This is a genomic window from Pseudomonas sp. PA-4-8C, assembly GCF_021606625.1.
In the GTDB taxonomy this organism is placed as follows: domain Bacteria; phylum Pseudomonadota; class Gammaproteobacteria; order Pseudomonadales; family Pseudomonadaceae; genus Aquipseudomonas; species Aquipseudomonas lactis.
Genome location: NZ_WKCD01000003.1, coordinates 1 through 24,940, shown reverse-complemented (window position 1 = coordinate 24,940; position 24,940 = coordinate 1). Strand labels below are relative to the sequence as shown.

At 61.8% G+C, this 24,940-nt stretch carries 23 protein-coding genes and 1 pseudogene; 19 read left to right on the top strand and 5 right to left on the bottom strand.

Translation table 11 applies throughout. The features are described 5' to 3' along the window. The first annotated feature begins 48 nt into the window (after positions 1–48). The 14 genes from GIW04_RS01205 to madM all read left to right on the top strand — a co-directional run bounded on the left by GIW04_RS01205 (position 49) and on the right by madM (position 15,395). Positions 49–5,865: an Hpt domain-containing protein gene (locus GIW04_RS01205; protein ID WP_120247509.1), complete on the top strand. Its 5,817-nt coding sequence runs from the start codon at positions 49–51 to the stop codon at positions 5,863–5,865. Then, a complete protein-coding gene (locus GIW04_RS01200) occupies positions 5,858–6,313 on the top strand; it encodes a chemotaxis protein CheW (protein ID WP_003195048.1) in 456 nt (151 codons plus the stop codon). The genes GIW04_RS01205 and GIW04_RS01200 overlap by 8 nt, the downstream gene beginning before the upstream one ends. A gap of 344 nt (positions 6,314–6,657) precedes the next feature. After that, positions 6,658–7,041, top strand: a complete 384-nt coding sequence (locus GIW04_RS01195; protein ID WP_120247510.1) for a polymorphic toxin type 44 domain-containing protein — start codon at positions 6,658–6,660, stop codon at positions 7,039–7,041. After that, positions 7,019–7,438, top strand: a complete 420-nt coding sequence (locus tag GIW04_RS01190) for a hypothetical protein (protein ID WP_120247511.1) — start codon at positions 7,019–7,021, stop codon at positions 7,436–7,438. Before GIW04_RS01195 ends, GIW04_RS01190 begins: the two co-directional genes overlap by 23 nt. A 331-nt stretch (positions 7,439–7,769) precedes the next feature. Further along, positions 7,770–8,009 (top strand): DUF6124 family protein, encoded by a 240-nt coding sequence (locus GIW04_RS01185; RefSeq protein WP_094773913.1) that lies wholly within the window; start codon positions 7,770–7,772, stop codon positions 8,007–8,009. A gap of 265 nt (positions 8,010–8,274) precedes the next feature. Continuing rightward, on the top strand, positions 8,275–9,945 hold the full coding sequence (mdcA, locus tag GIW04_RS01180) for a malonate decarboxylase subunit alpha (RefSeq protein ID WP_120247512.1): 1,671 nt from the start codon (positions 8,275–8,277) through the stop codon (positions 9,943–9,945). Beyond that, the gene (locus GIW04_RS01175; RefSeq protein ID WP_120247513.1) at positions 9,946–10,779 is read left to right on the top strand and encodes a triphosphoribosyl-dephospho-CoA synthase; all 834 of its coding nucleotides are present in this window, start codon (positions 9,946–9,948) and stop codon (positions 10,777–10,779) included. Beyond that, the gene (locus GIW04_RS01170; RefSeq protein ID WP_054897567.1) at positions 10,779–11,078 is read left to right on the top strand and encodes a malonate decarboxylase subunit delta; all 300 of its coding nucleotides are present in this window, start codon (positions 10,779–10,781) and stop codon (positions 11,076–11,078) included. The genes GIW04_RS01175 and GIW04_RS01170 overlap by 1 nt, the downstream gene beginning before the upstream one ends. Beyond that, positions 11,071–11,913, top strand: a complete 843-nt coding sequence (locus tag GIW04_RS01165) for a biotin-independent malonate decarboxylase subunit beta (RefSeq protein WP_034133977.1) — start codon at positions 11,071–11,073, stop codon at positions 11,911–11,913. The genes GIW04_RS01170 and GIW04_RS01165 overlap by 8 nt, the downstream gene beginning before the upstream one ends. Then, on the top strand, positions 11,910–12,680 hold the full coding sequence (gene mdcE, locus GIW04_RS01160; RefSeq protein WP_034133976.1) for a biotin-independent malonate decarboxylase subunit gamma: 771 nt from the start codon (positions 11,910–11,912) through the stop codon (positions 12,678–12,680). The genes GIW04_RS01165 and mdcE overlap by 4 nt, the downstream gene beginning before the upstream one ends. Beyond that, positions 12,674–13,270, top strand: a complete 597-nt coding sequence (locus tag GIW04_RS01155) for a malonate decarboxylase holo-ACP synthase (RefSeq protein ID WP_034133975.1) — start codon at positions 12,674–12,676, stop codon at positions 13,268–13,270. The genes mdcE and GIW04_RS01155 overlap by 7 nt, the downstream gene beginning before the upstream one ends. Further along, positions 13,267–14,166 (top strand): malonate decarboxylase subunit epsilon, encoded by a 900-nt coding sequence (gene mdcH, locus GIW04_RS01150; protein ID WP_120247514.1) that lies wholly within the window; start codon positions 13,267–13,269, stop codon positions 14,164–14,166. The genes GIW04_RS01155 and mdcH overlap by 4 nt, the downstream gene beginning before the upstream one ends. Before the next feature lie 66 nt (positions 14,167–14,232). Then, positions 14,233–14,625 (top strand): malonate transporter subunit MadL, encoded by a 393-nt coding sequence (gene madL / locus GIW04_RS01145; protein WP_003195024.1) that lies wholly within the window; start codon positions 14,233–14,235, stop codon positions 14,623–14,625. Positions 14,626–14,630: 5 nt separating this feature from the next. Continuing rightward, complete coding sequence (gene madM, locus GIW04_RS01140) at positions 14,631–15,395, top strand: malonate transporter subunit MadM (protein ID WP_032897715.1); 765 nt, start codon at positions 14,631–14,633, stop codon at positions 15,393–15,395. Between the two features lie 84 nt (positions 15,396–15,479). Here the strand turns inward: madM and GIW04_RS01135 are convergent, their stop codons facing one another. After that, entirely contained in the window at positions 15,480–16,394 is a 915-nt protein-coding gene (locus GIW04_RS01135; RefSeq protein ID WP_003195021.1) for a LysR family transcriptional regulator, read from the bottom strand. A gap of 145 nt (positions 16,395–16,539) precedes the next feature. Between GIW04_RS01135 and trhA the strand changes: the two genes are divergently transcribed. Continuing rightward, positions 16,540–17,157: a PAQR family membrane homeostasis protein TrhA gene (gene trhA, locus GIW04_RS01130; protein ID WP_003195019.1), complete on the top strand. Its 618-nt coding sequence runs from the start codon at positions 16,540–16,542 to the stop codon at positions 17,155–17,157. On the opposite strand, the gene GIW04_RS01125 is transcribed toward trhA, so the two are convergent. Next, complete coding sequence (locus GIW04_RS01125) at positions 17,138–18,061, bottom strand: LysR family transcriptional regulator (RefSeq protein WP_034133974.1); 924 nt, start codon at positions 18,059–18,061, stop codon at positions 17,138–17,140. The genes trhA and GIW04_RS01125 overlap by 20 nt on opposite strands. A 106-nt stretch (positions 18,062–18,167) precedes the next feature. Here GIW04_RS01125 and GIW04_RS01120 point away from each other — a divergent pair, with 106 nt between their 5' ends. Together GIW04_RS01120 and GIW04_RS01115 are read left to right on the top strand one after the other, a co-directional pair. Further along, on the top strand, positions 18,168–19,409 hold the full coding sequence (locus GIW04_RS01120) for a D-amino acid dehydrogenase (protein ID WP_003195011.1): 1,242 nt from the start codon (positions 18,168–18,170) through the stop codon (positions 19,407–19,409). Between the two features lie 99 nt (positions 19,410–19,508). Next, positions 19,509–20,426, top strand: coding sequence for a transporter substrate-binding domain-containing protein (locus tag GIW04_RS01115; protein WP_120247515.1), 918 nt, complete (start codon positions 19,509–19,511; stop codon positions 20,424–20,426). 73 nt (positions 20,427–20,499) lie between these two features. On the opposite strand, the gene GIW04_RS01110 is transcribed toward GIW04_RS01115, so the two are convergent. Further along, positions 20,500–21,219: a 16S rRNA (uracil(1498)-N(3))-methyltransferase gene (locus GIW04_RS01110; RefSeq protein ID WP_003195008.1), complete on the bottom strand. Its 720-nt coding sequence runs from the start codon at positions 21,217–21,219 to the stop codon at positions 20,500–20,502. Positions 21,220–21,356: 137 nt separating this feature from the next. Next, complete coding sequence (locus GIW04_RS01105; RefSeq protein ID WP_034133971.1) at positions 21,357–22,763, bottom strand: adenosylmethionine--8-amino-7-oxononanoate transaminase; 1,407 nt, start codon at positions 22,761–22,763, stop codon at positions 21,357–21,359. Positions 22,764–23,035: 272 nt separating this feature from the next. Here GIW04_RS01105 and GIW04_RS01100 point away from each other — a divergent pair, with 272 nt between their 5' ends. After that, positions 23,036–23,587 carry a cytochrome b gene (locus GIW04_RS01100; RefSeq protein ID WP_034116206.1) on the top strand — a complete coding sequence of 184 codons (552 nt, stop codon included), beginning with the start codon at positions 23,036–23,038 and terminating at the stop codon, positions 23,585–23,587. Positions 23,588–23,619: 32 nt separating this feature from the next. After that, positions 23,620–24,219 carry a YceI family protein gene (locus GIW04_RS01095; protein ID WP_003195000.1) on the top strand — a complete coding sequence of 200 codons (600 nt, stop codon included), beginning with the start codon at positions 23,620–23,622 and terminating at the stop codon, positions 24,217–24,219. A 146-nt stretch (positions 24,220–24,365) separates the two neighbouring features. Here GIW04_RS01095 and GIW04_RS01090 read toward each other — a convergent pair. Beyond that, positions 24,366–24,940, bottom strand: a pseudogene (locus GIW04_RS01090) (DEAD/DEAH box helicase); the annotation flags it as partial.

Genomic DNA, 24,940 nt, shown 5'->3' with positions numbered 1-24,940 from the left:
CATTGTTTGTGAGATACCAGCAACTCATGAATTCTAAGCGGAGCAGTTATGGTTGATCGGCACGACTACGTGGCCCTCGAATGGGTCAAGGGCGATATTGCCGAAACCCTGAAGCAGGCCCGTTCGGCCCTGGACGCGTACGTTGAAACCCAGGTCGACGACGCCCTCAACGAATGCCTGGCCGGTATCCACCAGGTGCATGGCGCGCTGCAAATGGTCGAGTTCTACGGCGCGGCGCTGTTGGCCGAAGAGATCGAAGAACTGGCCCTGGCGCTACAGGCCGGGCATGTCGGCCAGCGCGATGAAAGTATCCGCCTGCTACAACAAGCCCTCGGCCAATTGCCGCTGTACCTCGACCGCGTGCACAGTGCCCGCCGCGACCTGCCACTGGTGGTGCTGCCGCTGCTCAACGACCTGCGCAGCGCCCGTGGTGAAAGCCTGCTGTCGGAAACCAGCCTGTTCAGCCCGCAACTACTGTCGATCGAGCCGTTGCCTGAGCAAGCCCTGGCCCAACGGGCAACGCCGGATCTGCATGAGCAGTTGCGCCAATGGCGCCACCTGCTGCAACAAGCCCTTGCCGGGTTGCTGCGTGAAGACCACGGCCCCAGCAACCTGGAAGACATGGCCCGGGTGTTCGCACGCCTCGAAGCGCTGTGCCAGGGCGCGCCGCTGTTGCCGTTGTGGCAGGTCACCTCGGCGCTGGTCGAAAGCATGCTCACCGGCGTGGTCGCCAACAGCCCGGCGTTGCGCAGCCTGCTCAAGGCCAGCGATAAACAACTCAAGCGCTTGCTGGTTCAAGGCGTCAATGGCATCAACCAGCCGGCGCCGGATGAGTTGCTCAAGAGCCTGCTGTTCTACGTCGCCAAAGTCACCCGGCCGACGCCGCGCATGCAAAGCCTGAAGGAACGCTACGGCTTGGACGAAGCCTTGCCCGACAGCGCCGTGGTCGATGCTGAACGTGCGCGGCTGGCTGGGCCGGATCGCAATGCCATGGGCTCGGTGCTCGGGGCGTTGTGTGAGGAACTGGTGCGGGTCAAGGAACGCCTGGATCTGTTCGTGCGCAGTGATCGCCAGCACACCCAAGACCTCGACCCCTTGCTGGCGCCGTTGCGGCAGATCGCCGATACCCTCGCGGTGCTGGGTTTCGGCCAGCCGCGCAAAGTGATCATCGACCAACTCGCGGTGGTGTTGAGCCTGGTCCAGGGGCAGCGCGAACCCAATGACGCGGTGTTGATGGATGTGGCCGGCGCGTTGCTGTATGTCGAAGCGACATTGGCGGGGATGATCGGCACCGTCGAACCGCAAAGCCGTGAAGACAGCCGCTTGCCCACCACCGACCTGACCCAGATTCACCAGCTGGTGATTCGCGAGTCGTGCCAGTGCCTGCGCCAAGCCAAGGAGCTGGTGATCGACTGCATCGAGGCCGACTGGGACCGTCAGCGCCTTGAGTCCTTGCCCGAGCTGTTGAGCCAGGTACGCGGTGCCCTGGCGATGATTCCTTTGCCGCGCGCGGCGAGCTTGATGCGCGGTTGCACCGATTACGTCGACGAGCAATTGATGATCAACCAGGCCGCTCCTTCGGCGGCTCAACTGGCGCATTTCGCCGAGGTGGTCAGCAGCCTGGAGTATTACCTCGAACGCATGCTCCAAGACCCTGACGCGGCGGGGGAAAAAGTGCTGGAGTTGGCCACCCAGGGCTTGAATGCATTGGGCTACCTGCCGGTGGAAAAACCTTGGCGCCAGGCCCTGGTTGCGCCCGAGGGCGCACTGTCCGAGGCCGCACCCAGCCAGTCCCAGTTCGATGCGCTGGCCAGCCCCACCTCACGTCTCAACCCTCCGGCCTTGCAGCGACCGGGCAGCCTGTTGCCGCCGCCGGCCGGTGAAGAACCGATTGACGATGAGCTGCGCGAAGTCTTCCTTGAAGAAACCGATGAAGTCCTCGACGTGTTGCATCGCTACCTGCCCGACAGCACGGACAAAGCCGCCCAGGGCGAAATGCGCCGCGCCTTCCATACCCTCAAGGGCAGCGGCCGCATGGTGCGCGCCCTGGTGCTGGCCGAGCTGGCCTGGGCCGTGGAGAACCTGCTCAATCGCGTGCTGGAACGCAGCGTAATCCTTGGCCCTGAGGTGCAGCAGGTGTTGGATGAGGCCGTGGCCCTGCTGCCGGAGCTGATCGCCGATTTTGCCAGCGACGACCAACGCCAGCGCGATGAAGTGGACGCCTTGGCCGCCCGTGCCCATGCCCTGGCCAGTGGCGCCGCCACGTCGGCCACCGAGCCCCATGATCCGATGCTGCTGGAGATCTTCCGCAACGAAGCCCAGGGCCATCTGGACAGCCTCGAGCACTTCCTGCAACAGGCCGCCGAGCAGGTGCCGCTGCAGGTCAGCGATGAACTGCAACGCGCCTTGCACACCCTCAAGGGCAGCGCCTACATGGCCGGCGTGTTGCCCATCGCCGAACTGGCGCGCCCGCTGGACCACCTCACCCGTGAATACAAGGCCCACCGCCTGCCGCTGGGCAAGGACGAAGTGGCGTTGCTGCTTGAAGCACAAGCGCTGTTCCAGCGCGGGCTGGGTGACCTGGACCACAATCCACTGGCGCCGATCAACCGCGCGGCCGACCTGATCAGCCGCACCCAACGCCTGCTGGAGCATCAACTCGCCGCCTTGCTCGACGCGCCCACGGCCGGCCTGCGCGTCAAGCGTGACCCGCATTTGATCACCAACTTCCTGGCCCAGGGCATGGACATCCTGCTCGACGCCGAAAGCTTGCTGCGTCGCTGGCAGCAACACCCTGGCGACCGTCAGGAACTCACGGCGTTGCTGGACGAGCTGACCACCCTGGGCGAGGGCGCGCACCTTGCCGATCTGCATCCTATCGACGCGTTGTGCGAAGCCTTGCTCGACCTGTATGGCGCGGTAGAAGAAAGCAGCCTGGCGGTCAGCGCCCGGTTTTTCCAGGAGGCCGAACAGGCCCATGACGCGCTGATCAACATGCTCGACCAGTTGGCCGCCGGCCAGGAAATCAGCCCCGCGCCCGCACGGCTGCAGGCGTTGCGCGAGTTGCTCGATGAAGCACTGGACCCGTCCGCCACGGGCCTGATCAAAAGCGACGGCAGTCGCGGCCTGAGTATCGCCGAGTTGGGCGCGGCCACTGCGCAGCTGGATCACGCCACCGCGATGGACGACGAGATTGTCGAGATTTTCCTTGAAGAGGCCGTAGACATCCTCGACAGCGCCGGCCAGTCGCTCAAGCGCTGGTTGCTGGAACCCGAAAACGCTGCGCCCTTGTCCTCGTTGCAGCGGGACCTGCACACCCTCAAGGGCGGTGCGCGCATGGCCGAAATCGACCCGGTGGGCGACTTGGCCCATGAGCTGGAATGCGTTTATGAGGGGCTGGTGGACCGCCGCTATAGCTATTCTGTCGAGCTGTCCCAGGCACTGATGGCCAGCCATGAGCGCTTGGCCCAACAGTTGGACGAGCTGCAACAGCAGCAACCCTTGAGTGACGGTGCCGAACTGGTCGAAAGGCTGCGGGAATTGCGCCAGGCCAGCAGCCCTGCAGCGCCGGCTGTGGTGGCGCCGGCCTCGGGTGCCGACCCGGAATTGCTGGATATCTTCCTCGAAGAAGCCGCCGATATCCTCGACAGTTCAGGCAGCGCGCTCCTGCGCTGGCAGGCCGAACCGGGCAGTCGCCAGGAAGTGGAAACCCTGCTGCGGGACCTGCACACCCTCAAGGGTGGTGCACGCATGGTCGAGATCGGGCCGATCGGCGATCTGGCCCATGAGCTGGAATTTCTCTACGAAGGGCTGTCCGCCGGTTTGCTCGCGCCGACCCCTGAACTGTTCGCACTGCTGCAAGGCTGCCATGACCGCCTGGCGCAGATGATCGACGCCGTGGCCGAGGGGTTGCCGGTGGGTTCGGTGGATAAACTCATCGAGCGCATCAAGAGCCTGGTGCACCCCAGTGATGAGCCGGTCACACCGGTGGCGCTGCCGGCTGGCAAGGCCGAAGCGGTCGCCGACCCGGCTGCCGACATGGTGAAAATCTCCGCCGACTTGCTTGATGACCTGGTCAACCTGGCCGGCGAAACCTCGATCTTCCGTGGGCGTATCGAGCAGCAAGTCAAGGATGCGCGCATTGCCTTGAGTGAGATGGAAACCACCATTGAACGCATGCGCGACCAACTGCGCCGGCTCGACAGCGAAACCCAGGGCCGCCTCCTGAGCCGTCAGCAGGCCGAGGCCGAACGCCTGGGCTACGAAGAATTCGACCCGCTGGAAATGGACCGCCACTCGCAGCTGCAACAGCTGGCCCGTGCGCTGTCCGAATCTGCCTCCGACCTGCTCGACCTCAAGGACACCCTTGAGCGCCGCAACCAGGATGCCCACAACCTGCTGCAGCAACAGGCGCGCATCAACACCGAGTTGCAGGAAGGCCTGATGCGCACGCGCATGGTGCCTTTCGAGCGCATGTTGCCACGCCTCAAGCGCATCGTGCGGCAAGTGGCGGGCGAATTAGGCAAAGACGTGGAGTTCATCGTCGGCAATGCCGAAGGCGAGATGGACCGCAATGTGCTGGAGCGTATGGCGGCACCCTTGGAGCATATGCTGCGCAACGCCGTCGACCACGGCCTGGAGTCCCGCGAAGTGCGGCTGGCGGCGGGTAAACCTGAGAAGGGCCGCATCACCCTGGACCTGACTCACGAAGGCGGCGACATCGTCTTCGACATGCGTGACGACGGCGCGGGTGTGCCCCTCGAAGCGGTGCGACGCAAGGCGATCAAGCGCGGCCTGCTCGCGCCCCATCAAGAGATCAGCGACCGTGACGTGTTGCAGTTCATCCTGCAACCGGGCTTTTCCACCGCAGAAAAAATCACCCAGATTTCCGGGCGCGGCGTGGGCATGGACGTAGTGCATGAGGAAGTGCGTCAGCTCGGCGGCTCGATGGTGATCGACTCGACGCCGGGCATGGGCGTGCATTTTCGCATTCGCCTGCCGTTTACCGTGTCGGTCAATCGTGCGCTGATGGTGCACTGCGCGGACGACCAATACGCGATCCCTCTCAACACCATCGAAGGCCTGGTGCGCGTGCTGCCCCACGAATTGGCCGGGCACTACCAGCAAGACCCACCGCACTATGAATACGCCGGCCAGCGCTACGAGTTGTTCTACTTAGGCGACCTGCTGCACACCGCCAGCCGCCCGAAACTGCTGGGCCAGTACCAGCCGGTGCCGGTGCTGCTGGTGCACTGCAATGAACGCCGCGTGGCGGTGCATGTGGATGCCATGGCCGGTACCCGCGAGATTGTGGTCAAGGGCCTGGGGCCGCAGTTCTCCGGGGTGCAAGGCGTGACCGGCGCGACCATCCTGTGCGACGGCCATGTGGTGCTGATCATCGACCTGCTGGCGCACATCCGCGCCCGGCAACCGGCCTTGCCGGCCCAGGCGGTGGATGCGCCGCTGATCCTCAACGATCCACTGAAAAAACGTCCGCTGCTGGTGCTGGTGGTGGACGATTCGGTCACCGTGCGCAAAGTCACCAGCCGCCTGCTGGAGCGCAACGGCATGAACGTGCTCACCGCCAAGGACGGCATCGACGCCCTCGCCATCCTGGAAGAACACACCCCGGACCTGATGCTGCTCGACATCGAAATGCCGCGCATGGACGGCTTCGAAGTGGCCATCCAGATACGCAACGACCCACGCCTGATGCGCTTGCCGATCATCATGATCACCTCACGCACCGGCCAGAAACACCGCGACCGCGCCATGGCCATTGGCGTCAACGACTACCTCGGCAAGCCGTACCAAGAGTCGGTACTGCTGGAAAGCATCGCCTACTGGAGCAAGTCCCATGCTTGAGCACCGCACCAGCCAACTCACCGGGCTGCTGCTGCCCCTGGCCGACCGCCACCTGGTGCTGCCCAACGTTGCCGTGGCCGAACTGATCGACTTCCAGCGCGGCGAACCCGCCAGCGATGCGCCGCCGTGGTACCTGCGGCAAGTGACCTGGCGCGATCGGCAAATTCCGCTGATCAGCTTTGAGGCGGCCTGCGGCGAAGCCAGCATGACGGGTGAACGCTCGCGCATCGTGGTGTTGAATGCACTGGGTGGGCGACCGACATTGAAATTCATCGCGCTGGTGATCCAGGGCATTCCGCGTTCGTACAAGCTTGATAGCGAATTGAGCTACGTGGATGTGCCGCTATGCCCACTGGAACTGGCGGCGGTGCAAGTGGGCGAGCAGGTGGCGAAGGTGCCGGATTTAATGGGCCTTGAAGCGCTGCTGGTAGAGTCCGGCCTGGCCTGATCCTGAGCCCTATGACTGTTCGTTCCCACGCTCCGCGTGGGAATGCCGCCCTGAACGCTCCGCGTCCTGCCAGTCAGCATAAGGGTGACGCAGAGCGTCACAGGATGCATGCCCACGCGGAGCGTGGGAACGATCAGTTAAAAGCCTTAAAGACAGTTGCTCCCACACTGAGCTGCGCTCATCTCCAGGTCTCAATCAATCCACGCAGAGCGTGCAAATAATCGATGAATGTCGGAATAGGATGGAGTTGCTGTAGGCGAGTTCTGAATTTGGAATAGGCGGGTTTTCAGGCCGCAGTGGAGTGGCTAGTTTCTGCACTCCTCACTGCCGGCAAGGACTCGCAAATGGCCGTGCCGTTAATGCCGCCCGGTGTTTCAACTCTTGAAAACATGGCGATATCCCAATCCAAACGCATTCATCTCAAGCCCGGCTCGGCATTCGCCTATTCCTGGTTTGAATCCCAGGTCCGTGCGGCCGGCCCTTGGAACTATAAGAAGCAGAGGCGTCAGTACGAAGCTTTTGGTAACTTCAATTACGGTGCCACAGGCACAGTGCTGGGCATTCCCGAAAATGTGTTGCTGCGAGCCGCCGGTGTGGCTCAAACCGTCGCCAGAACGACTCGTCCGGATTTTGGATCATGGTGGGGCGGTGAGCCTTTTGGTGACGACCCACGGGACCATTATTGGATAAGAAGAGGTATCGAATATGCCATTTCGCAAGGCCACTAAGCGGCTCATACCTGTGCTGCGTAATTGCCTGCTTGTGATCTGCCTGCTCTATATCGGCGGCAGTTGGGTCCTGGCGCCCGGAACACCGGACCTGGATGAAGTGGTGTTGAAGCATTCCCTGGGCAACGGTATGTCGATCTATGGTGCGCGAGATGGCCAAGGTGGCGCGACGGTGGGGTTTTCCTACAGGTACTACGTGCATAAGGATTTGGGAAGTGATCAGGAAATACTCAGCGCATTAGTGTCAGCACCTCCTTTTCTCAAAACAAAAGAGCCCGATGTTCAAGTCAATAATGAGGGTGGTGCCCTGCAGCTGGTTATTCAGGGAGAAGTGTATGAGTACCATAGCTATGCGCTGGAGGGCCTTGGGAAGGTCAGGGTGATGATGGTGTTGTGATGGGCCGGCGCTCGGATTTTTCCTGCAAGATATCGGGCTATGCATGAACTTGTTGTGATTGATCATCGCGCCTAGTCTTCGCTCCGTCATCGCAAAAAACGGTGACACGGACGTGCAAGTCCGGTTACATGTCGGCGCACCAACGCCCATAGCCATTCGACGGGCGTTTTTTATGCCTGCTGTACTCGTTATGGCGGCTGTGCGTGGGAGATTCTTCGGAGTCTGCCGGGGTCCGATATGCCCGGTCTTGCACACCTGCGTACAGCTGCCACCTTCATTCGCGTGCAAGCGGAGAGAGGGCAGCCTCCATCACATATCGGAGCTGTAAATCATGGTCAAACCTACGCCCAATCCACCGCTCTTCACCGTAAACCCCCACCAAGACACCGAAACCCTGCTGGTCAATGCCAGCGAAACCCTGTCCTCCCTCAACGCACTCACCTGCAACCTCGCCTTCGACCTGGACACTTCCCAGCGCGCCATCATGCTGGGGATTCAGCAAATGGCAGAGCTGGGTCAGTTGCTGGTCGATAGAGCACTGGAGCAAATCAGCCCGTCGCCAGCATGTTGAAACGGTCCCAAAAAGGGACTGATCGTTCCCTCTTTGGGACCGCTATCTAACCAACACCACCGACCAATGTGGGAGCTGGCTTGCCTGCGATGGCGGCCTGTCAGTCAACATCTCTGCAACTGACCTACAGCTATCGCAGGCAAGCCAGCTCCCACAGTTTGATCTTCGTTACTCCAGGCGTAACGGTTCGTCCTCCAGCTTGATTGATGCCTTAACGCTTCACTCCTAAGGTAAGCCCCACGACAGCAAACCCCGTGGAGCGACCATGACAACAACCATCACCCCCGACTCGCGCTGGACGCGGCGGCGCGACGAGAAGCAGCGGCGGCTCGGGCTGGTCAAGAAATACGCAGACGGGGCGGTGTTGCCCAGTGACAAGATCGTCGAGGCCCTTGAAGCCTTGATCCTCCCCGGCGACCGCGTGGTGCTGGAGGGCAACAACCAGAAGCAGGCTGACTTCCTCTCGCGCTCCCTGGCCAAGGCCGACCCGGGCAAGCTCCACGATTTGCACATGATCATGCCCAGCGTGGGCCGTTCCGAGCACCTGGACCTGTTTGAAAAGGGCATCGCCCGCAAGCTGGATTTCTCTTTCGCCGGCACCCAATCCCTGCGCATCAGCCAGTTGCTGGAAGACGGCCTGCTGGAAATCGGCGCGATCCACACCTATATCGAACTCTACGCACGGCTGGTGGTGGACCTGATCCCCAACGTGGTGCTCTCGGCCGGTTTCATGGCTGACCGCGCCGGCAATATCTACACCGGCGCCAGCACCGAAGACACCCCGGCGTTGATCGAGCCCGCCGCCTTCAGCGATGGTATCGTCATCGTGCAGGTCAACCAGTTGGTGGATGACGTCACCGACTTGCCCCGTGTCGACATCCCCGCAAGCTGGGTGGATTTCGTGGTGGTGGCCGACAAGCCGTTCTACATCGAACCGCTGTTCACCCGCGACCCACGCCATATCAAGCCGGTGCATGTGCTGATGGCGATGATGGCGATCCGTGGCATCTACGAAAAACACAATGTGCAGTCGCTCAACCATGGCATCGGCTTCAACACCGCCGCCATCGAATTGATCCTGCCCACCTACGGCGAATCCCTGGGTCTGAAAGGCAAGATCTGCCGCAACTGGACCCTCAACCCGCACCCCACATTGATCCCGGCGATTGAAAGCGGTTGGGTGGAGAGTGTGCATTGCTTCGGCACCGAACTGGGCATGGAAAACTACATCGCCGCTCGCCCGGATGTGTTCTTCACCGGCCGCGATGGTTCGATGCGCTCCAACCGCATGTTCTGTCAACTCGCCGGCCAATACGCCGTGGACCTGTTTATCGGCGCCACCCTGCAAGTGGATGGCGACGGGCATTCCAGCACCGTGACCCGTGGCCGCCTCGCCGGTTTTGGTGGTGCGCCGAACATGGGCCACGACCCACGCGGCCGCCGCCATGGCACCCCAGCCTGGTTGGATATGCGCCACGACGATGCGCCAGAAGCCCTGCTTGAACGCGGCAAAAAACTGGTGGTGCAGATGGTCGAGACCTTCCAGGAAGGCGGCAAACCCACCTTCGTCGACACCCTGGACGCGGTGGAAGTGGCGCGCAAAAGCGGCATGCCCCTGGCACCGATCATGATCTACGGTGACGACGTCACCCATTTGCTCACCGAAGAAGGCATCGCCTACCTGTACAAGGCGCGCTCCCTGGAAGAACGCCAGGCGATGATCGCCGCCGTCGCCGGGGTGACCGCCATCGGCATGCGCCACAACCCCAAGGACACTGCGCGCATGCGTCGCGAAGGCTTGATTGCCTTGCCCGAAGACTTGGGTATTCGCCGCACCGACGCCACCCGCGAGTTGTTGGCCGCCAAGAGCGTGGCCGATCTGGTGGAGTGGTCTGGTGGCCTGTACAACCCGCCCGCCAAGTTCAGGAGCTGGTAAATGCGCGCGCTCAAACTGCATGAACTCAGCCTCGCCGATCGCCTCGCGGATATGGCCGTCGATGCGCTGATCGATGAAGCCGACCTGTCGCCCAAGCCTGCGCTGGTGGACCGGCGTGGCAATGGTGCCCACAGCGATTTGCACCTGGGGCTGATGCACGCTTCGGCGCTGTCACTGTGGCCGATGTTCAAGGAAATGGCCGAGGCTGCGCTCGACATCGGCGAAGTCGGCCTGCCGTTGCGCGAAGCGCTCGGGCGTATTGGCCGTGAAGGCGAGCAAGCCATGCTTGCTACCACCCAGGGCGTGAACACCCATCGCGGTGCGATCTGGGCGCTGGGTTTGCTCACCGCTGCGGCGGCCTTGGAACCCCGTGCCATAACCCTGACCGCCGCCAAGCTGGCGCTGCTCAACGACCGCTACGCACCGCAACCCATGAGCCATGGCGCCCAGGTTGCCCAGCGCTACGGCGCACGCGGTGCCCGTGAAGAAGCCCAGCTTGGCTTCCCCTCGGTGACCCAACGCGGCCTGCCGCAGCTGCACAAAAGCCGCCGCGAAAATGCCGGTGAACAGAACGCTCGCCTGGATGCCTTGCTGGCGATCATGACGGACCTGGCAGACACCTGCGTGCTCTACCGCGCCGGTACCCAAGGCTTGGCCGCCATGCAACAGGGCGCCCAGGCCGTGCTCGACGCCGGTGGCAGCGCAACCCTCGCGGGGCGCCGCCAATTGCATGAGCTGGACCTGCAACTGCTGGCCTTGAATGCCTCCCCCGGTGGCGCCGCCGACCTGTTGGCCGCCTGCCTGTTTATCGACCGCCTCGACGGAGCGTTGTGATGGAAACCTTGTCCTTTGAATTCCCCGCCGGGCAGCCCCCCAAAGGCCGTGCGTTGGTGGGTTGCGTCGGCTCGGGCGACCTGGAAGTGCTGCTGGAGCCGGGCACGCCCGGCACCCTGACCATTCAGGTGCAAACCTCAGTCAATGGCGCGCAGCAACGCTGGCAGCACCTGTTCGAACGCATCTTCCAGGAGCAGACGCCGCCGGCCCTGAACATTGATATCCACGACTTCGGTGCCACGCCCGGCGTAGTGCGCTTGCGCCTGGAGCAAGGTTTCGAGGAGGTAGGCCATGACTGACTTACTTGCCAAACACAGCTTTGTGGAGCTCGGTGCCCGGCAGCGCGCCAAGGCGCTGTTGGATGCGGGTACCTTCCGCGAGTTGATCGACCCGTTCCAGCGGGTCATGTCGCCGTGGCTCAGCCGCCAAGGCGTGGTGCCACAGGCCGATGACGGGGTGGTGATCGCCAAGGGCAGCATCGGCGCCAAGCCTGTGGTGATTGCCGCGATCGAAGGTAATTTCCAGGGCGGCAGCCTGGGTGAAGTTGGCGGTGCGAAAATCGCGGGCGCCTTGGAGCTGGCCGCCGAAGACAACCGCAACGGCATCCCCACCTGCGCGGTGCTACTGCTGGAAACGGGTGGCGTGCGCTTGCAGGAAGCCAACCTGGGCCTGGCCGCCATTGCCGAGATTCACGCGGCGATTGTCGACCTGCGTCAGTACCAGCCAGTGATCGGCGTGGTGGCCGGCAGTGTCGGTTGCTTTGGGGGCATGTCCATCGCGGCTGGCTTGTGCAGCTACCTGGTGGTCACTCGCGAAGCACGCCTGGGCTTGAATGGCCCGCAAGTGATCGAACAGGAGGCGGGCCTGGAGGAATACGATTCCCGCGACCGCCCCTTTATCTGGAGCCTTACCGGTGGCGAGCAACGCTTCAACAGCGGCTTGGCCGACCGTTATGTGGCGGACGATATCGCGCAGATCCAGCAAACCGTCAGCACACTGTTGCAGCAAGGTGTGCCCTCACAACCTCGCAGCCGGCGCGCTGATTTCTACCTGGCGCGCCTGGCCGAACTGGACACCACGGCGCAGATCGAGCCGGCGGCGGTTCGCGCGCTGTATCAGGGAGAACGCTCATGAGAGGCTTGCAGTGGTTCAACGCATTGAGCGCCAACGCAACGCCGGTCGAAGGTTTGCCGGGCTCATTGAAAGTGGCGGACGGAGTATTGGGTGAACAGGCGGTACGCTATATCGCCGTGGTTCCCGACCCGCACAACCGCTTCCCCCGCGCCCGCAATGGTGAAGTTGGCCTGCTGGAAGGCTGGGGCTTGGCCAAGGCGGTGGACGAAGCCATCGCCCGGGGTGACAAGCGGCCCATCATCGCTATCGTCGACGTACCCAGCCAAGCCTATGGCCGCCGCGAAGAAGCCCTGGGCATTCATCAGGCCCTGGCCGCCGCTGCTGACAGCTACGCTCGCGCCCGGCTTGCCGGCCACCCGGTGATCGCCCTGCTGGTGGGCAAGGCCATGTCGGGCGCGTTCCTCGCTCACGGCTACCAGGCCAATCGCCTGATTGCCCTGCGCGACCCAGGCGTAATGGTGCATGCCATGGGCAAAGCCTCGGCCGCCCGGGTGACCTTGCGCAGCGTCGAAGAATTGGAAACCCTGGCTGCCAGCGTGCCGCCGATGGCCTATGACATCGACAGCTATGCCAGCCTGGGTTTGCTGTGGGAGACGCTGACAGTCACCCAGATTGAACAACCCACGGCGGATGACGTGGCGCGGGTCAGCGATTGCCTGGTGCAGGCGGTCAAGGATATCGGCAGCACCGACTTGAGTTCACGCCTCGGCGCCACCAACCGTGCTGCCTCCAGCCACGTGCGCCAACTGTTGCGGGAGCAATGGTGAACGCCCACGACTTGCTCTGGGGCATGACCCTGGCGCATCTGCCTGCGGATGCTCCGGCCTGGGTGCGGGAGGCGATCCGTGCCGGGCATCCGGTGGTGGTGCGGCGCGCCATCGCCGAGCCGGGCCATGTGGCGGTCGGGGTGCGTGGGCGTGTGCGTGAGCAGCGTTTTGCCGCCCGGATGCCTGTGGCGGCGGTGCATCGGCGGGTGGTGCCGCAGGATTTGCGAGACGTACCCTCCGCACGGGATTTACCGGCGCTGCGGGCCCTCGATCAACTGCGGCCGGTGCTGGCGCAGCAAGACTGGGGCGTCAGCGGCAGTGCCGGGTTTGAACTGGCCAGCGGCATTGAAGCGCTGCATGCCAACAGTGACCTGGATTTGATTCTGTGTACGCCCAAGCATCTGGATCGTAGGGAGGCACGAGCGCTGTTGGCGATCCTGGACACTGCGCCCTGCGCCGTCGATCTGCAACTGCAAACCCCTTTCGGTGCCGTCGCCTTGCGCGAATGGGCCGGCCCCTCACACCGTGTACTGCTCAAAACCGTCAGCGGTGCGCACCTTGTACTCGACCCTTGGCAGGCCGTGGCATGAGCAGCCTTTTGGTGTTTCCGGGGCAGGGCGCCCAACGCAGCGGCATGCTCCAGGCGTTGCCGGCCGACATTGTGCAAGAGGCCAGTGATGCCCTGGGTGAAGACGTTCGTCTGCTCGATTCGGCGCAGGCGCTTGAGTCGACGCGGGCTGTGCAGCTGTGCCTGTTGATCGCCGGTGTGGCCCATGCGCGGCAATTGGCGTGCACGCCGGATTACGTGGCGGGCCTGTCCATCGGCGCCTACCCAGCTGCGGTGATCGCCGGGTCCCTGGGCTTTGCTGATGCGATAAAACTGGTCAGCCTGCGTGGCGAACTGATGCAGCAGGCTTATCCACAGGGCTATGGCATGACGGCGCTGATCGGCCCTGATCTGTCCAGTGTCGAAGCGCTGCTGGCGGATATCCACAGCGTGCAAACGCCGGTGTACCTGGCCAATATCAATGCCGATAACCAGACCGTCATCGCCGGCAGCAACGAGGCGATGAAGCGGGTTGCCGAGCGCATCAAAGGCAACGGCGTCGCCAAGCGCCTGGCCGTCAGCGTGCCGTCCCATTGCCCGTTGCTGGAGCAACCCGCCCAGGCACTGTTCCAAGCCTTCGTCCCACTCAAGGCGCCGCGCATCACTTACCTGAGCAGCACCCGCGCGCGACCTATCCACAACCCCGAACAACTGCGTGACGACCTGGCCTTCAACATGTGCCGCGTCGTCGATTGGCGCGGCACGGTGCAAAGCGCCTACGAGCGCGGTGTGCGGCTGCAGATCGAACTGCCTCCGGGTGCGGTGCTCACCGGTCTGTCACGCCGTGTTTTTGAACAAGGCACGGTGATCGCCTGCGAAGGCGCCCGCCTGGACTCCTTGCAGGCCCTGCTGCAAGAGGAGGAACGCCGCCACCGATAACGCAATACCCAAGGCTTTCGAAGCACAAAAACAACAATTTCGAACGAGCACTTTGAGGACAACAACATGATTATCTACGGTGTGGCTTTTTTGGCGTTCTGCACGTTGGCAGGGCTGTTTGTGGGTGAACTGCTGGGCAAGCTGTTGGGTATTCCGGCCAACGTCGGCGGGGTGGGTATTGCCATGCTGCTGTTGATCGGCCTGGGCAGCTACCTGAGCAAACGCGGCTTGTTTACCGGCAAGTCAGAGCAAGGCGTGAGTTTCTGGGCCGCGATCTATATCCCGATTGTGGTGGCGATGGCTGCCCAGCAAAACGTGTATGGCGCCATCAGCGGTGGGCCTATGGCGATTCTGGCCGGCACTCTCGCCGTGGTGCTTGGCTTTGCGCTGGTGCCGGTGCTGGTGCGTATCGGTAACCGCGAGCCGGTTGCTCCTGTTCCCACCAAAGAAGCCGGGTGATCGCCATGTACGAATCGATGATGAAAGTGATTACCGGCTACGGCTTGATCAGTGGTTTTGCCGTGATCGGCCTGACCATGTGGGTGTCCTATTGGATCTCCGATACCTTCACCAAGGGCCGCCTGCATGGTTCGGCCATTGCCATTCTGCTGGGGTTGGCGCTGTCGTATGTGGGCGGTGCGTTTACCGGTGGTTCCAAGGGCGTGGTGGATATTCCACTGTTGTCGGGCATCGGCCTGCTCGGTGGTGCGATGTTGCGGGACTTTGCCATTGTCGCCACGGCGTTTGGCGTGAGTGTCGATGAGTTGAAACGCGCCGGCTTCGTGGGTGTGCTGGCGCTGTTTGTCGGCGTGGGCTCGTCGTTCGTTGCCGGTGTAGGAGTGGCGATGGCGTTCGGGTACACCGATGCGGTAAGCCTCACCACCATCGGCGCCGGGGCCGTGACCTATATCGTCGGCCCGGTGACTGGCGCGGCGATTGGGGCCAGCTCCGAGGTGATGGCGCTGTCCATTGCCGCAGGGTTGATCAAGGCCATTTTGGTGATGGTGATGACGCCGTTCGTGGCGCCGCTGATCGGGCTGAACAACCCACGTAGCGCGGTGATCTTCGGTGGCTTGATGGGCACCTCCAGCGGCGTGGCGGGCGGCTTGGCGGCGACTGATCCGAAGCTGGTGCCTTATGGGTGTTTGACGGCGGCGTTCTATACGGCGCTGGGGTGCTTGCTGGGGCCGTCGTTGTTGTTTTTGCTGATGCGTGGGTTGGTGGGCTGACAGGTCGGGCCTCATCGCAGGCAAGCCAGCTCCCACAGGTGATCTCGGTCCGCTGTGGGAGCTGGCTTGCCTGCGATGGCGGTCTCAAACCTGGCGATTGGCATACATCCGACACTCCGCCAACAACGCCAGCAAATTCGGATCGCGCTCTTTGGCTTTCAAAAACACCACACCGATTTGCTGCTGCAACCGATACCTGGGCTGCAGCGGTATCAGCTTCACGCGGTTCTCATACACCGCCGCGATCCGCCCAGGCAGCAGCGCATAACCCACCCCTGAACTGACCATGCTCAGCAAGGTGAAGATATCGTTCACCTGCATCGCCACCTTCGGTTCGAACCCTGCCTGATGGAACACTCGGTTGCCGTCCTGATGCGTGGCGAAGCCCTGGGTGAGGGTGATGAAGGTGGCATCGCGCACGTCGGCCAGGTCGATTTCCTGATTGCGGTCCAAGGGTGAATCGGCCGGGGTGGCGAGGAAGATGTCATCGCTGAACAGCGCGATCTGCTCGCAGTCGGGGTCGTGGGCGTGTTCGTCGAGGGAGATGAGGATCGCGTCCACCTCCATGTTCTTGAGCTTGTAGAGCAGGTCGAAGTTGGAGCCCAGGATCAGGTCGATATTCAGTTCGCTGCGCCGGATTTTCAGGCCCATGATCAGTTGCGGCACGGTTTTGACCGTCAGCGAATACAGCGAGCCGAGCTTGAAGCGTTCGGCCGAGAACCCGGCGGCTTCGCGGGTCAGGCGCACGCTGTCGACCACGTCGGCCACCAGTTTCTGCGCGCGTTCTTCGAGTACGTAGGCGCTTTCCAGCGGGGTGAGGTTGCGCCCCTCGTGTTTGAACAGCGGGCAGCGCAGGGCACTTTCCAGGGAGTGAATGGCGCGGTGCACGCTGACATTGCTGGTTTGCAGCTCGGCGGCCGCGCGGGCCAGGTTGCCGGTGCGCATGAACGCCAGGAAGATCTCCAGCTTCTTGAGGGTGAATTCTTCGTCGATCAGCATGGCCTTGGGCTCTTGTTCGATTGCACTCGATTGTGCCCGTAAACGCGGCTGTCGTCGCCGGAACGTCACGTGCCGCTTGCACTCTGATGCGCAAGGCAGGACGCTTGTCCGCCTGTTCTTGAGGGTTGCGGGAGGTCAGTGACAGATGTACCACGGGGAACGATTCAACGCCTGGAGCCATTTGCTCGGTGCAGTCGCGGCCTGTATTGGCGCCGTGTGGATGTTGGTGGTGGCGAGCCTGGACGGCAGCCCCTGGAAGATCGTCAGCGTGGCGATTTATGGTTTTACCCTGATGGTGCTGTACAGCGCGTCAACGGTGTACCACAGCGTGCGGGGCCGGCGAAAAGCGATCATGCAGAAGGTCGATCACTTTTCCATTTACCTGTTGATCGCCGGCAGCTACACGCCATTCTGCCTGGTGACCCTGCGCGGGCCGTGGGGCTGGACGCTGTTCGGGATTGTCTGGGGGCTGGCGGTGATCGGCATCCTGCAGGAGATCAAGCCGCGCTCGGAGGCGCGGATTCTGTCCATCGTGATCTACGCCGTGATGGGCTGGATCGTACTGGTGGCGGTCAAACCACTGATGGCGGCGCTGGGCACGGCCGGTTTTATCTGGTTGGCGTCAGGCGGAGTGCTGTACACCGTAGGCATTATCTTTTTTGCTCTGGAGGATCGCTTGCGCCATTCCCATGGCATCTGGCATTTGTTTGTGATCGGCGGCAGCCTGCTGCATTTCGTGGCGATCATGCATTACGTGCTCTGACCTGCGGGAGGTCCAGCAACTCCCGCGCCCGGGTGCCGAAAATCTGCAGCAGGTCGGCCAACATATGCGGCGGCGGTTCGTGGGCGCGGGTCAAGGCGTACAGGGTAATCGGCAGGGGTGGCGTGAGCGTACGGATACATACGGTCGCCGTGGAGGCACTGAGGGCGGTGAAGGGGTCGATGACCGTTATGCCCGCGCCCGATTCGACCATCGCCCTGGCCAGGGAATAGGTTTGTACGCAAATGCTTATTTGTGGCGGTGGGCTGACGTTTTCCAGATAGTTGTCGAGCTTTGCAGCCAACGGATCGGCGCTGGAAAGGCCGATCAGCGACGTACTTGCCAGGTCGGCCAACGGCAGTGCCTTGTGTGATTCAGATTCAGGCCAGTAGCCTTTTGAGGCCAACGCCACCAGCGCTCCGTTCGCCAGTATCTGGGTGGTGAGGCCCGGGTGGCCGGAGAAATTGAGGGTCAACGCCAGGTCGATTTCACGCATCAGTAACTGCTGCACGAGCTCGCGGCTATGGTCGCTGGACAGCTCGCAGGCGATGTCCGGGTAGCTGCGCTTCCACTCCAGAATGGAGGGAGGCAGCAGTGACTGCGCCAGCGCGGGGATCGCCCCAATGCGCACACTTTGCTCCGGCGTATGGCGCAAGCTCTTGGCCAGCCGCTGCACCCCCTGCAGGCTCGTCGTCACTTTCTCTACTTCACTTTCCAGGGCCAGAGCTTCCGAGGTGGGCTGCAATTTGCCGCGCACCCTTAGAAACAGAGGAAAGCCCAGTTGCAATTCGGCGTGTTGCAATACCTTGGTTACCGCGGGTTGCGAGACATGAAGCAACTGCGCGGCGGCGCTGATGGAGCCCGTCTGCCGGATGGCCTGGAAGATTTCTATATGTCGCAAGCGCATGAAAGTTCATAACCTCAACTTATGGGTCGCTTACCTTTATTCATTGTTCAACTTTTGTCACTGGAACCTACTCTGGAATTCGTTTCAATCCATGTGAGGTGTCAATATGGCAAGGCGAGTATGTATCATCGGCGGCGGCGTCATTGGCTTGGCGAGTGCCTATGCATGTGTGCGTGCAGGCATGGAAGTCACCCTGGTCGAAGCGCAAAAAAAGTTGGGCAGTGCCACCAGCTACGCGAACGGTGGCCAACTGTCCTATCGCTATGTCACTCCCCTTGCCGACGCAGGTGTTCCACTCAAGGCGCTGGGCTTTCTGTTGCGTTCTGAGTCGCCGCTGAAGCTGCGGCCTCGACTTGACTCGTCGCAATGGCGCTGGCTCGCCTCGTTCATCGGGGCATGCCGCACCTCTGTCAACCGCACCAACTCCGCGCATTTGCTTCGCCTGGCGTCGATGAGCCAGGACGTGTTGAACCGTTGGCGGGTAGAGGACCATCTGGAGGGCTTCAACTGGAAACGCAATGGAAAACTGCTGACCTTCCGCTCCGAAGACAGCTTCGCAGAGGCGCGGCGCAAACTGACAGACCCCCTCCAGCAACAGGTGCTATCGGCCGAAGACTGCCGCAAGCTTGAGCCTTCGCTGATGGAGGGCACCTTTATCGGAGGTATTTACAACCCTACCGAAGAAGTCGCCGATTGCCATGCCTTCTGCCAACTGCTAGGCGGGGAATTGGAGGCGTCGGGACGTTGCCGCATTGTGTACGGACGCAAGGTGCAACGTATTCATGAGGCATTTGGTACGGTCGTGGCGGTGGAGCTTGAAGATGAAGTTCTGCCTGTAGAGAACCTCATTCTGGCGGCAGGCCATAACAGTTCGAGCCTGGGGTTGCCGGGGATGCGTTTACCGCTTTACCCCCTCAAGGGCTACAGCCTCAGTGTGCCCATCGGCGAACATCACTGTGCGCCGAAGATCAGCGTGACGGATTACGATCGCAGGACTGTTTATGCCCGAATCGGCGAGCAGTTGCGTATCGCCGCGATGGTCGACATGGTCGGCTTCAACAGCTCACCAGAGCCTAAGCGTCTGGCGGTCGTAAAACGCTTGGCCCGCCAGACATTTCCGATGGCCGGAAATTACGACGCTGCGGTTGAATGGGCAGGTATGCGGCCAGCGACGCCCACGGGCCTGCCACTGATTGGCGCCAGTTCTTATCGCAATCTGTGGCTCAACCTCGGGCACGGCGCCCTCGGTTTCACACTTGCGTGTGCCAGTGGCCAGTTGCTGGCTGAAATGATTGCCGAACGGCCCACCTCGATCGACGCCCATGTATTTCTTCCCAGGGCGGCCTGATCGCTAATTAGCGGAGCGTACAACGATGAATAATGATGTCTGGATAGGCGTGACACCGGCTCGAACGGCAGCCCGGCCCGTGGCCAGTGGTACCGCCTGATGCCAGGAAAAGTGGTTGCCTGTCGCGTTTTCAAGGCATGTGCTTTCGTTTCGCTGGTGCTGGGAGGGCATCTGGCGCTGGCGGACGACTTCAGCGCAACCTTGAAAAAAATCACCACCACCCAACAAATTTCTGTCGGCTATCGCGATGCGTCAGTGCCGTTCTCGTATATAGGCGATCAGAGCGGCAGGCCAATGGGCTATTCGGTGGACCTCACGCACAGGATCATCGAGCGCCTTCGGGAAAAAACCGGCCTGCCGAAGTTGCGGGTGAAGTATCGCCTGGTGACGTCCCAGACCCGCATTCCATTGGTGCAGAACGGCACCGTCGACCTGGAGTGTGGCTCCACTGGGGTGACAGCCGAGCGACAGAAGCAGGTGGCGTTTTCCTATGGGTTTATCTATGTGAAAGGGCAGTTATTGACGGCCAAGGACAGTGGCATCAATGGCTTTTCTGACCTCAAGGGCAAGCACGTAGTGACTACCGCCGGCACTACCAACGAGCGGTTTCTCAAACGCTATAACGCCGAGCATCAGAGCAATATGTTCGTGATCAGCGCCAGAGATCATGGCGAAGCGTTCAAGATGCTCGAAACCGGCCGGGCGGTAGCGTTCTATATGGATGACGCCCTGCTTTACGGCGAGCGCGCCAAGGCCAGGGACCCGCATCATTGGGTGGTGGTAGGCAAGGGACAGTCGCGGGAGATCTACAGCTGCATGGTGCGCAAGGATGACCCGCAGTTCCTCGCGGTGGTCAACGAAACCCTGGGCGACCTGTACCGCTCGGGGGAAATCAACGGGATTTACCAGCGCTGGTTCGAGCAGCCGATTCCGCCCAAGGGCTTGAACCTGGAGTTCCCGATGACCAGCGAGTTGAAGGCGATCATCGCCAAGCCGGTGAGTGATCCGGTGGAATGAGTAAGTGCTAACCCGATCAAACTGTGGGAGCTGGCTTGCCTGCTCCACAGTTGATTGGGTTTACAGGGTGAGGTTAGAAGTCGCCCCACAATTGCTGGGCGACTGCCAGCGCGACGACAGGCGCGGTTTCGGTACGCAATACCCGCGGGCCGAGGCGGGCGGCGTGGAAGCCTGCACTTTGGGCCGTTTCGACTTCGTTGTCCGTCAGCCCACCCTCGGGGCCGATCAAAAACGCCAGGCTCGATGGCTTGGCGTGGCTGATCATCGGCTCTGCCACCGGGTGCAGCACCAGCTTCAAATCCGCCTCGGTTTGCTTGAGCCAGTCGGCCAGCAAGAGCGGTGGGTGTATCACCGGCACCGTCGAACGCCCACATTGCTCGCACGCGCTGATTGCCACCTGGCGCCAGTGCAGCAAGCGTTTGTCGGCGCGTTCGTCCTTGAGGCGCACTTCGCAGCGGTCGCTGAAGATCGGTGTGATCGCGTTGACGCCCAGTTCAGTGGCCTTCTGGATCGCCCAATCCATGCGCTCGCCCCGGGACAGGCCCTGGCCGAGGTGAATGTGCAGGGGAGATTCGGCCTGGCCGGCAAAGCTTTCCGTGAGTTGCACGGTGACGCGTTTTTTACCGACTTCCAGCAAGGTGCCACGAAACTCCTGGCCGGAGCCGTCGAACAATTGCACGGCATCGCCTTCACCCATGCGCAGCACGCGGCTGATGTAATGCGCCTGGGCTTCGGGCAATTCGTGGTCACCGAGGCTCAGCGGGGCGTCGGTGAAAAAGCGGGACAGTCTCATTTCTGTTCTCTGAAGAGGTTGTTTACGTAGGAGCGAGGGGGACGCCTAGTTCTTGCTCGCGAAAAATATACATCCGACGCAGCGGTGCGCCTGGAATACCTTCGCGAGCAAGCTCGCTCCTACAAGGATTTGGGCAATCAACCCGGGTCTCGGAAGCCTGGGTGGAAGTCTTTCGGCACCGCCACACTGACCTTGCTGTTAGTGGCGATATCGATGCCTTCGCTGGCCACTTCGGCCAGAAAGTCGATCTGTTCGGGTGTAATCACATACGGCGGCAGGAAATACACCACGCTGCCCAACGGCCGCAACAACGCACCACGTTCCAACGCGTGCTCGAAGACCTTCAGGCCACGGCGCTCCTGCCATGGGTAGGCGGCTTTGGTGGCTTTGTCCTGCACCATCTCGATGGCCAGCACCATGCCGGTCTGGCGCACTTCGGATACGTGAGGGTGGTCCACCAAGTGCGCGGTGGCGGTGGCCATGCGCTGGGCCAAGGCCTTGTTGTTCTCGATGACGTTGTCTTCTTCAAAGATATCCAGCGTTGCCAACGCCGCCGCACAGGCCAGCGGGTTGCCGGTGTAGCTGTGGGAGTGCAGGAAGGCACGCAGGGTGGGGTAGTCATCGTAGAACGCGCTGTAGACCTCTTCCGTGGTAACCACCGCGGCCAGCGGCAGGTAACCGCCGGTGAGGGCCTTGGACAAGCACAGGAAGTCCGGGCGGATGCCGGCTTGTTCACAGGCAAACATACTGCCGGTGCGGCCAAAGCCCACAGCGATCTCGTCGTGGATCAAGTGCACGCCATAGCGGTCGCAGGCTTCGCGCAGCAGCTTGAGGTACACCGGGTGGTACATGCGCATGCCACCGGCGCCCTGGATCAGCGGTTCGACAATCACGGCGGCAACGGTGTCGTGATGCTCGGCCAGGGTCTGTTCCATGGCCAGGAACATAGTGCGCGAGTGTTCTTCCCAGCTCATGCCTTCAGGGCGCAGGTAGCAGTCCGGGCTCGGCACCTTGATCGTGTCGAGCAGCAGCGCCTTGTAGGTCTCGGTAAACAGCGGCACGTCGCCCACCGACATCGCGGCGATGGTTTCGCCGTGGTAGCTGTTGGTGAGGGTGACGAAGCGCTTTTTATTCGGCTGGCCGCGGTTGAGCCAGTAGTGAAAGCTCATCTTCAGCGCCACTTCGATGCAGGACGAACCGTTGTCGGCGTAGAAGCAGCGGGTCAGCCCTTCGGGCGTCATTGCGACCAGGCGCTCGGACAGCTCGATCACCGGCTGATGGCTGAAGCCGGCGAGAATCACGTGCTCCAGTTGATCGACCTGGTCCTTGATGCGCTGATTGATACGCGGGTTGGCATGGCCGAATACGTTGACCCACCAGGAACTGACGGCGTCGAGATAGCGCTTGCCTTCGAAGTCTTCCAGCCATACGCCTTCACCGCGCTTGATGGGCACCAGCGGCAATTGCTGGTGGTCTTTCATCTGGGTGCAGGGATGCCACAGCACCGCGAGGTCGCGTTGCATCCACTGGTTGTTCAAGCCCATCGGTGATCTCCTCGAAGCGGTCCTGCGGCGGGCGCAGGCGAAACAATCGCGCAAGCCTATGCAATGGTGGCGTGGCTCACAAGCCATTGTGCGGAAATTGGCAGTAAATGCAGGACGGTCTGTCACGTTTCCCAGGGATAGTCTTAATCCCTTGTTAATTTATGATGCCTAGCCTCTTTATCGTATTTCTCGATATTTCAAAGCAAAATTTTCCGCTTTAATTCGATAGGTAAAGCGCTAGTCTTGGGCACAGTTCTTACGGGATTAAGTACATGCAGCTACGTAATTCGCCGGCCCGCTATGGTTGGGTCAGCATGGTTCTGCACTGGGGCGTAGCCCTGGTGGTGTTCGGTTTGTTTGCCTTGGGCCTGTGGATGGTCGGTCTCGATTACTACAGCGCTTGGCGCAAAGATGCGCCCGACTTGCACAAGAGCATTGGCATCACGCTGTTCGCCATCATGCTGGTGCGGATCGTCTGGCGCCTGGTCAGCCCGCCGCCGCCACCGCTGGCCAGCTATAGCCGCATGACGCGGATCGGTGCCGCATTTGGGCACGCGTTCCTTTATGTTGGGCTGTTTGCCGTGATGATTGCCGGTTACCTGATTTCCACCGCAGACGGTGTCGGTATCCCGGTGTTTGGCCTGTTTGAAATTCCTGCCGTGGTTTCCGGTCTACCGGACCAGGCAGATACCGCCGGTTGGGTGCACCTGTACCTGGCCTGGGTGTTGGTGGTCTTCGCCGGCTTGCACGGCGTGGCGGCACTGAAACACCATTTTATCGATCGTGATGCGACCCTTACGCGAATGCTGGGACGCAAAGCCTGATGTTCAACCTCGACTCACAAGGAATAGAAAGCATGTTGAAAAAAACACTCGCTGCGCTGGCAATCGGTTCTGCACTGCTGTCCGCAGGTTCGGTGATGGCCGCTGACTATGTGATCGACAAGGAAGGCCAGCACGCCTTCGTCGATTTCAAAATCAGCCACCTGGGCTACAGCTACATCACCGGCACCTTCAAGGACCTGGACGGCAAGTTCAGCTTTGACGCTGCCAAGCCTGAAGACGCCAAGGTGGAAGTGAATGTTCGCACCGCCAGCGTGTTCTCCAACCACGCCGAGCGCGACAAGCACGTCACCAGCAAGGACTTCCTGGATGCGGGCAAATTCCCTGATGCCAAGTTCGTCTCCACCAGCGTCAAGCCAACCGGCAAGAACGCTGATGGCAAGCAGACTGCCGATGTAACTGGCGACCTGACCTTCCACGGCGTGACCAAGCCTGTTGTGGTCAAGGCCACGTTCCTTGGCGAAGGCAAGGATCCATGGGGCGGCTACCGTGCCGGCTTTGAAGGCACCACCTCGATCAGCCGAAAAGAGTTCTTCCCGGCTGGCATGGACGTAGGCCCACAGTCCGACGCTGTTGAGCTGTACATCACCTTTGAAGGTGTGAAAGCGAAGTAATGCTTCGTATGTAGGAGCGAGCTTGCTCGCGAAGGCCGCAAGTGCACCGCGTTAAACCGGGATGCCCGCGTTATCGTTGACGACCTTCGCGAGCTAGCTCGCTCCTACAGGCAAAAAAAACCCGTATCTCGCGATACGGGTTTTTTTTATGCCTCGCGGTTGCGAGTCAGCAGCGCTGGTTTCTCACCACGAGGACGGCCTGGCAGTTGGTCCAACTGCTCAGGTGTCGGGAAGCGATCTGCTTTCGACTCCTTGTGGATGATCTTCGGCGCCGGGCCACCGCGCGGGTTTTGTACCGCAGGCTCGGACGAGCGAGGCTGATCGTCACGGGCCGGGCGGCGGTTGTTGCTGCGCGAGTCTTCGCGACGGGCCTGGCCGTCACGCGGTGCGCCATTACGCGGGCCGCTGCGCTTGGCAGGCGGGGTACCGGTGGTGCCGCCGCTGCTGTTGCGCGGGGCGTTCTGGCGACCGCCCTGTGGCTGGCCGCTACGTGGAGCGCCTGCGCCCTGGGCCGGAGTCCCTGGACGACGGCCGCGGCCCTGGGCTGGTTTGGCCTGGGGTACGTAGTCGACGCGGTTACCGAAGTTATCGATATCGTCGTCAAGGAACTCGTCCGGGGCACGGTCGGCCGCGGCGCGTGGTGGCTGGCTCGGCTGGCGCTGTTCGCGGGCCGGGGTACCTTCACGGGGCTTCTGCTCACGGGCCGGGCGTTCGCCACGGC

Coding starts and splice junctions, on each gene's coding strand:
- GIW04_RS01205 (WP_120247509.1), top strand. CDS start 49: ATGGTTGATCGGCACGACTACGTGGCCCTCGAATGGGTCAAGGGCGAT.
- GIW04_RS01200 (WP_003195048.1), top strand. CDS start 5,858: ATGCTTGAGCACCGCACCAGCCAACTCACCGGGCTGCTGCTGCCCCTG.
- GIW04_RS01195 (WP_120247510.1), top strand. CDS start 6,658: ATGGCCGTGCCGTTAATGCCGCCCGGTGTTTCAACTCTTGAAAACATG.
- GIW04_RS01190 (WP_120247511.1), top strand. CDS start 7,019: ATGCCATTTCGCAAGGCCACTAAGCGGCTCATACCTGTGCTGCGTAAT.
- GIW04_RS01185 (WP_094773913.1), top strand. CDS start 7,770: ATGGTCAAACCTACGCCCAATCCACCGCTCTTCACCGTAAACCCCCAC.
- mdcA (WP_120247512.1), top strand. CDS start 8,275: ATGACAACAACCATCACCCCCGACTCGCGCTGGACGCGGCGGCGCGAC.
- GIW04_RS01175 (WP_120247513.1), top strand. CDS start 9,946: ATGCGCGCGCTCAAACTGCATGAACTCAGCCTCGCCGATCGCCTCGCG.
- GIW04_RS01170 (WP_054897567.1), top strand. CDS start 10,779: ATGGAAACCTTGTCCTTTGAATTCCCCGCCGGGCAGCCCCCCAAAGGC.
- GIW04_RS01165 (WP_034133977.1), top strand. CDS start 11,071: ATGACTGACTTACTTGCCAAACACAGCTTTGTGGAGCTCGGTGCCCGG.
- mdcE (WP_034133976.1), top strand. CDS start 11,910: ATGAGAGGCTTGCAGTGGTTCAACGCATTGAGCGCCAACGCAACGCCG.
- GIW04_RS01155 (WP_034133975.1), top strand. CDS start 12,674: ATGGTGAACGCCCACGACTTGCTCTGGGGCATGACCCTGGCGCATCTG.
- mdcH (WP_120247514.1), top strand. CDS start 13,267: ATGAGCAGCCTTTTGGTGTTTCCGGGGCAGGGCGCCCAACGCAGCGGC.
- madL (WP_003195024.1), top strand. CDS start 14,233: ATGATTATCTACGGTGTGGCTTTTTTGGCGTTCTGCACGTTGGCAGGG.
- madM (WP_032897715.1), top strand. CDS start 14,631: ATGTACGAATCGATGATGAAAGTGATTACCGGCTACGGCTTGATCAGT.
- GIW04_RS01135 (WP_003195021.1), bottom strand. CDS start 16,394: ATGCTGATCGACGAAGAATTCACCCTCAAGAAGCTGGAGATCTTCCTG.
- trhA (WP_003195019.1), top strand. CDS start 16,540: ATGTACCACGGGGAACGATTCAACGCCTGGAGCCATTTGCTCGGTGCA.
- GIW04_RS01125 (WP_034133974.1), bottom strand. CDS start 18,061: ATGCGCTTGCGACATATAGAAATCTTCCAGGCCATCCGGCAGACGGGC.
- GIW04_RS01120 (WP_003195011.1), top strand. CDS start 18,168: ATGGCAAGGCGAGTATGTATCATCGGCGGCGGCGTCATTGGCTTGGCG.
- GIW04_RS01115 (WP_120247515.1), top strand. CDS start 19,509: ATGCCAGGAAAAGTGGTTGCCTGTCGCGTTTTCAAGGCATGTGCTTTC.
- GIW04_RS01110 (WP_003195008.1), bottom strand. CDS start 21,219: ATGAGACTGTCCCGCTTTTTCACCGACGCCCCGCTGAGCCTCGGTGAC.
- GIW04_RS01105 (WP_034133971.1), bottom strand. CDS start 22,763: ATGGGCTTGAACAACCAGTGGATGCAACGCGACCTCGCGGTGCTGTGG.
- GIW04_RS01100 (WP_034116206.1), top strand. CDS start 23,036: ATGCAGCTACGTAATTCGCCGGCCCGCTATGGTTGGGTCAGCATGGTT.
- GIW04_RS01095 (WP_003195000.1), top strand. CDS start 23,620: ATGTTGAAAAAAACACTCGCTGCGCTGGCAATCGGTTCTGCACTGCTG.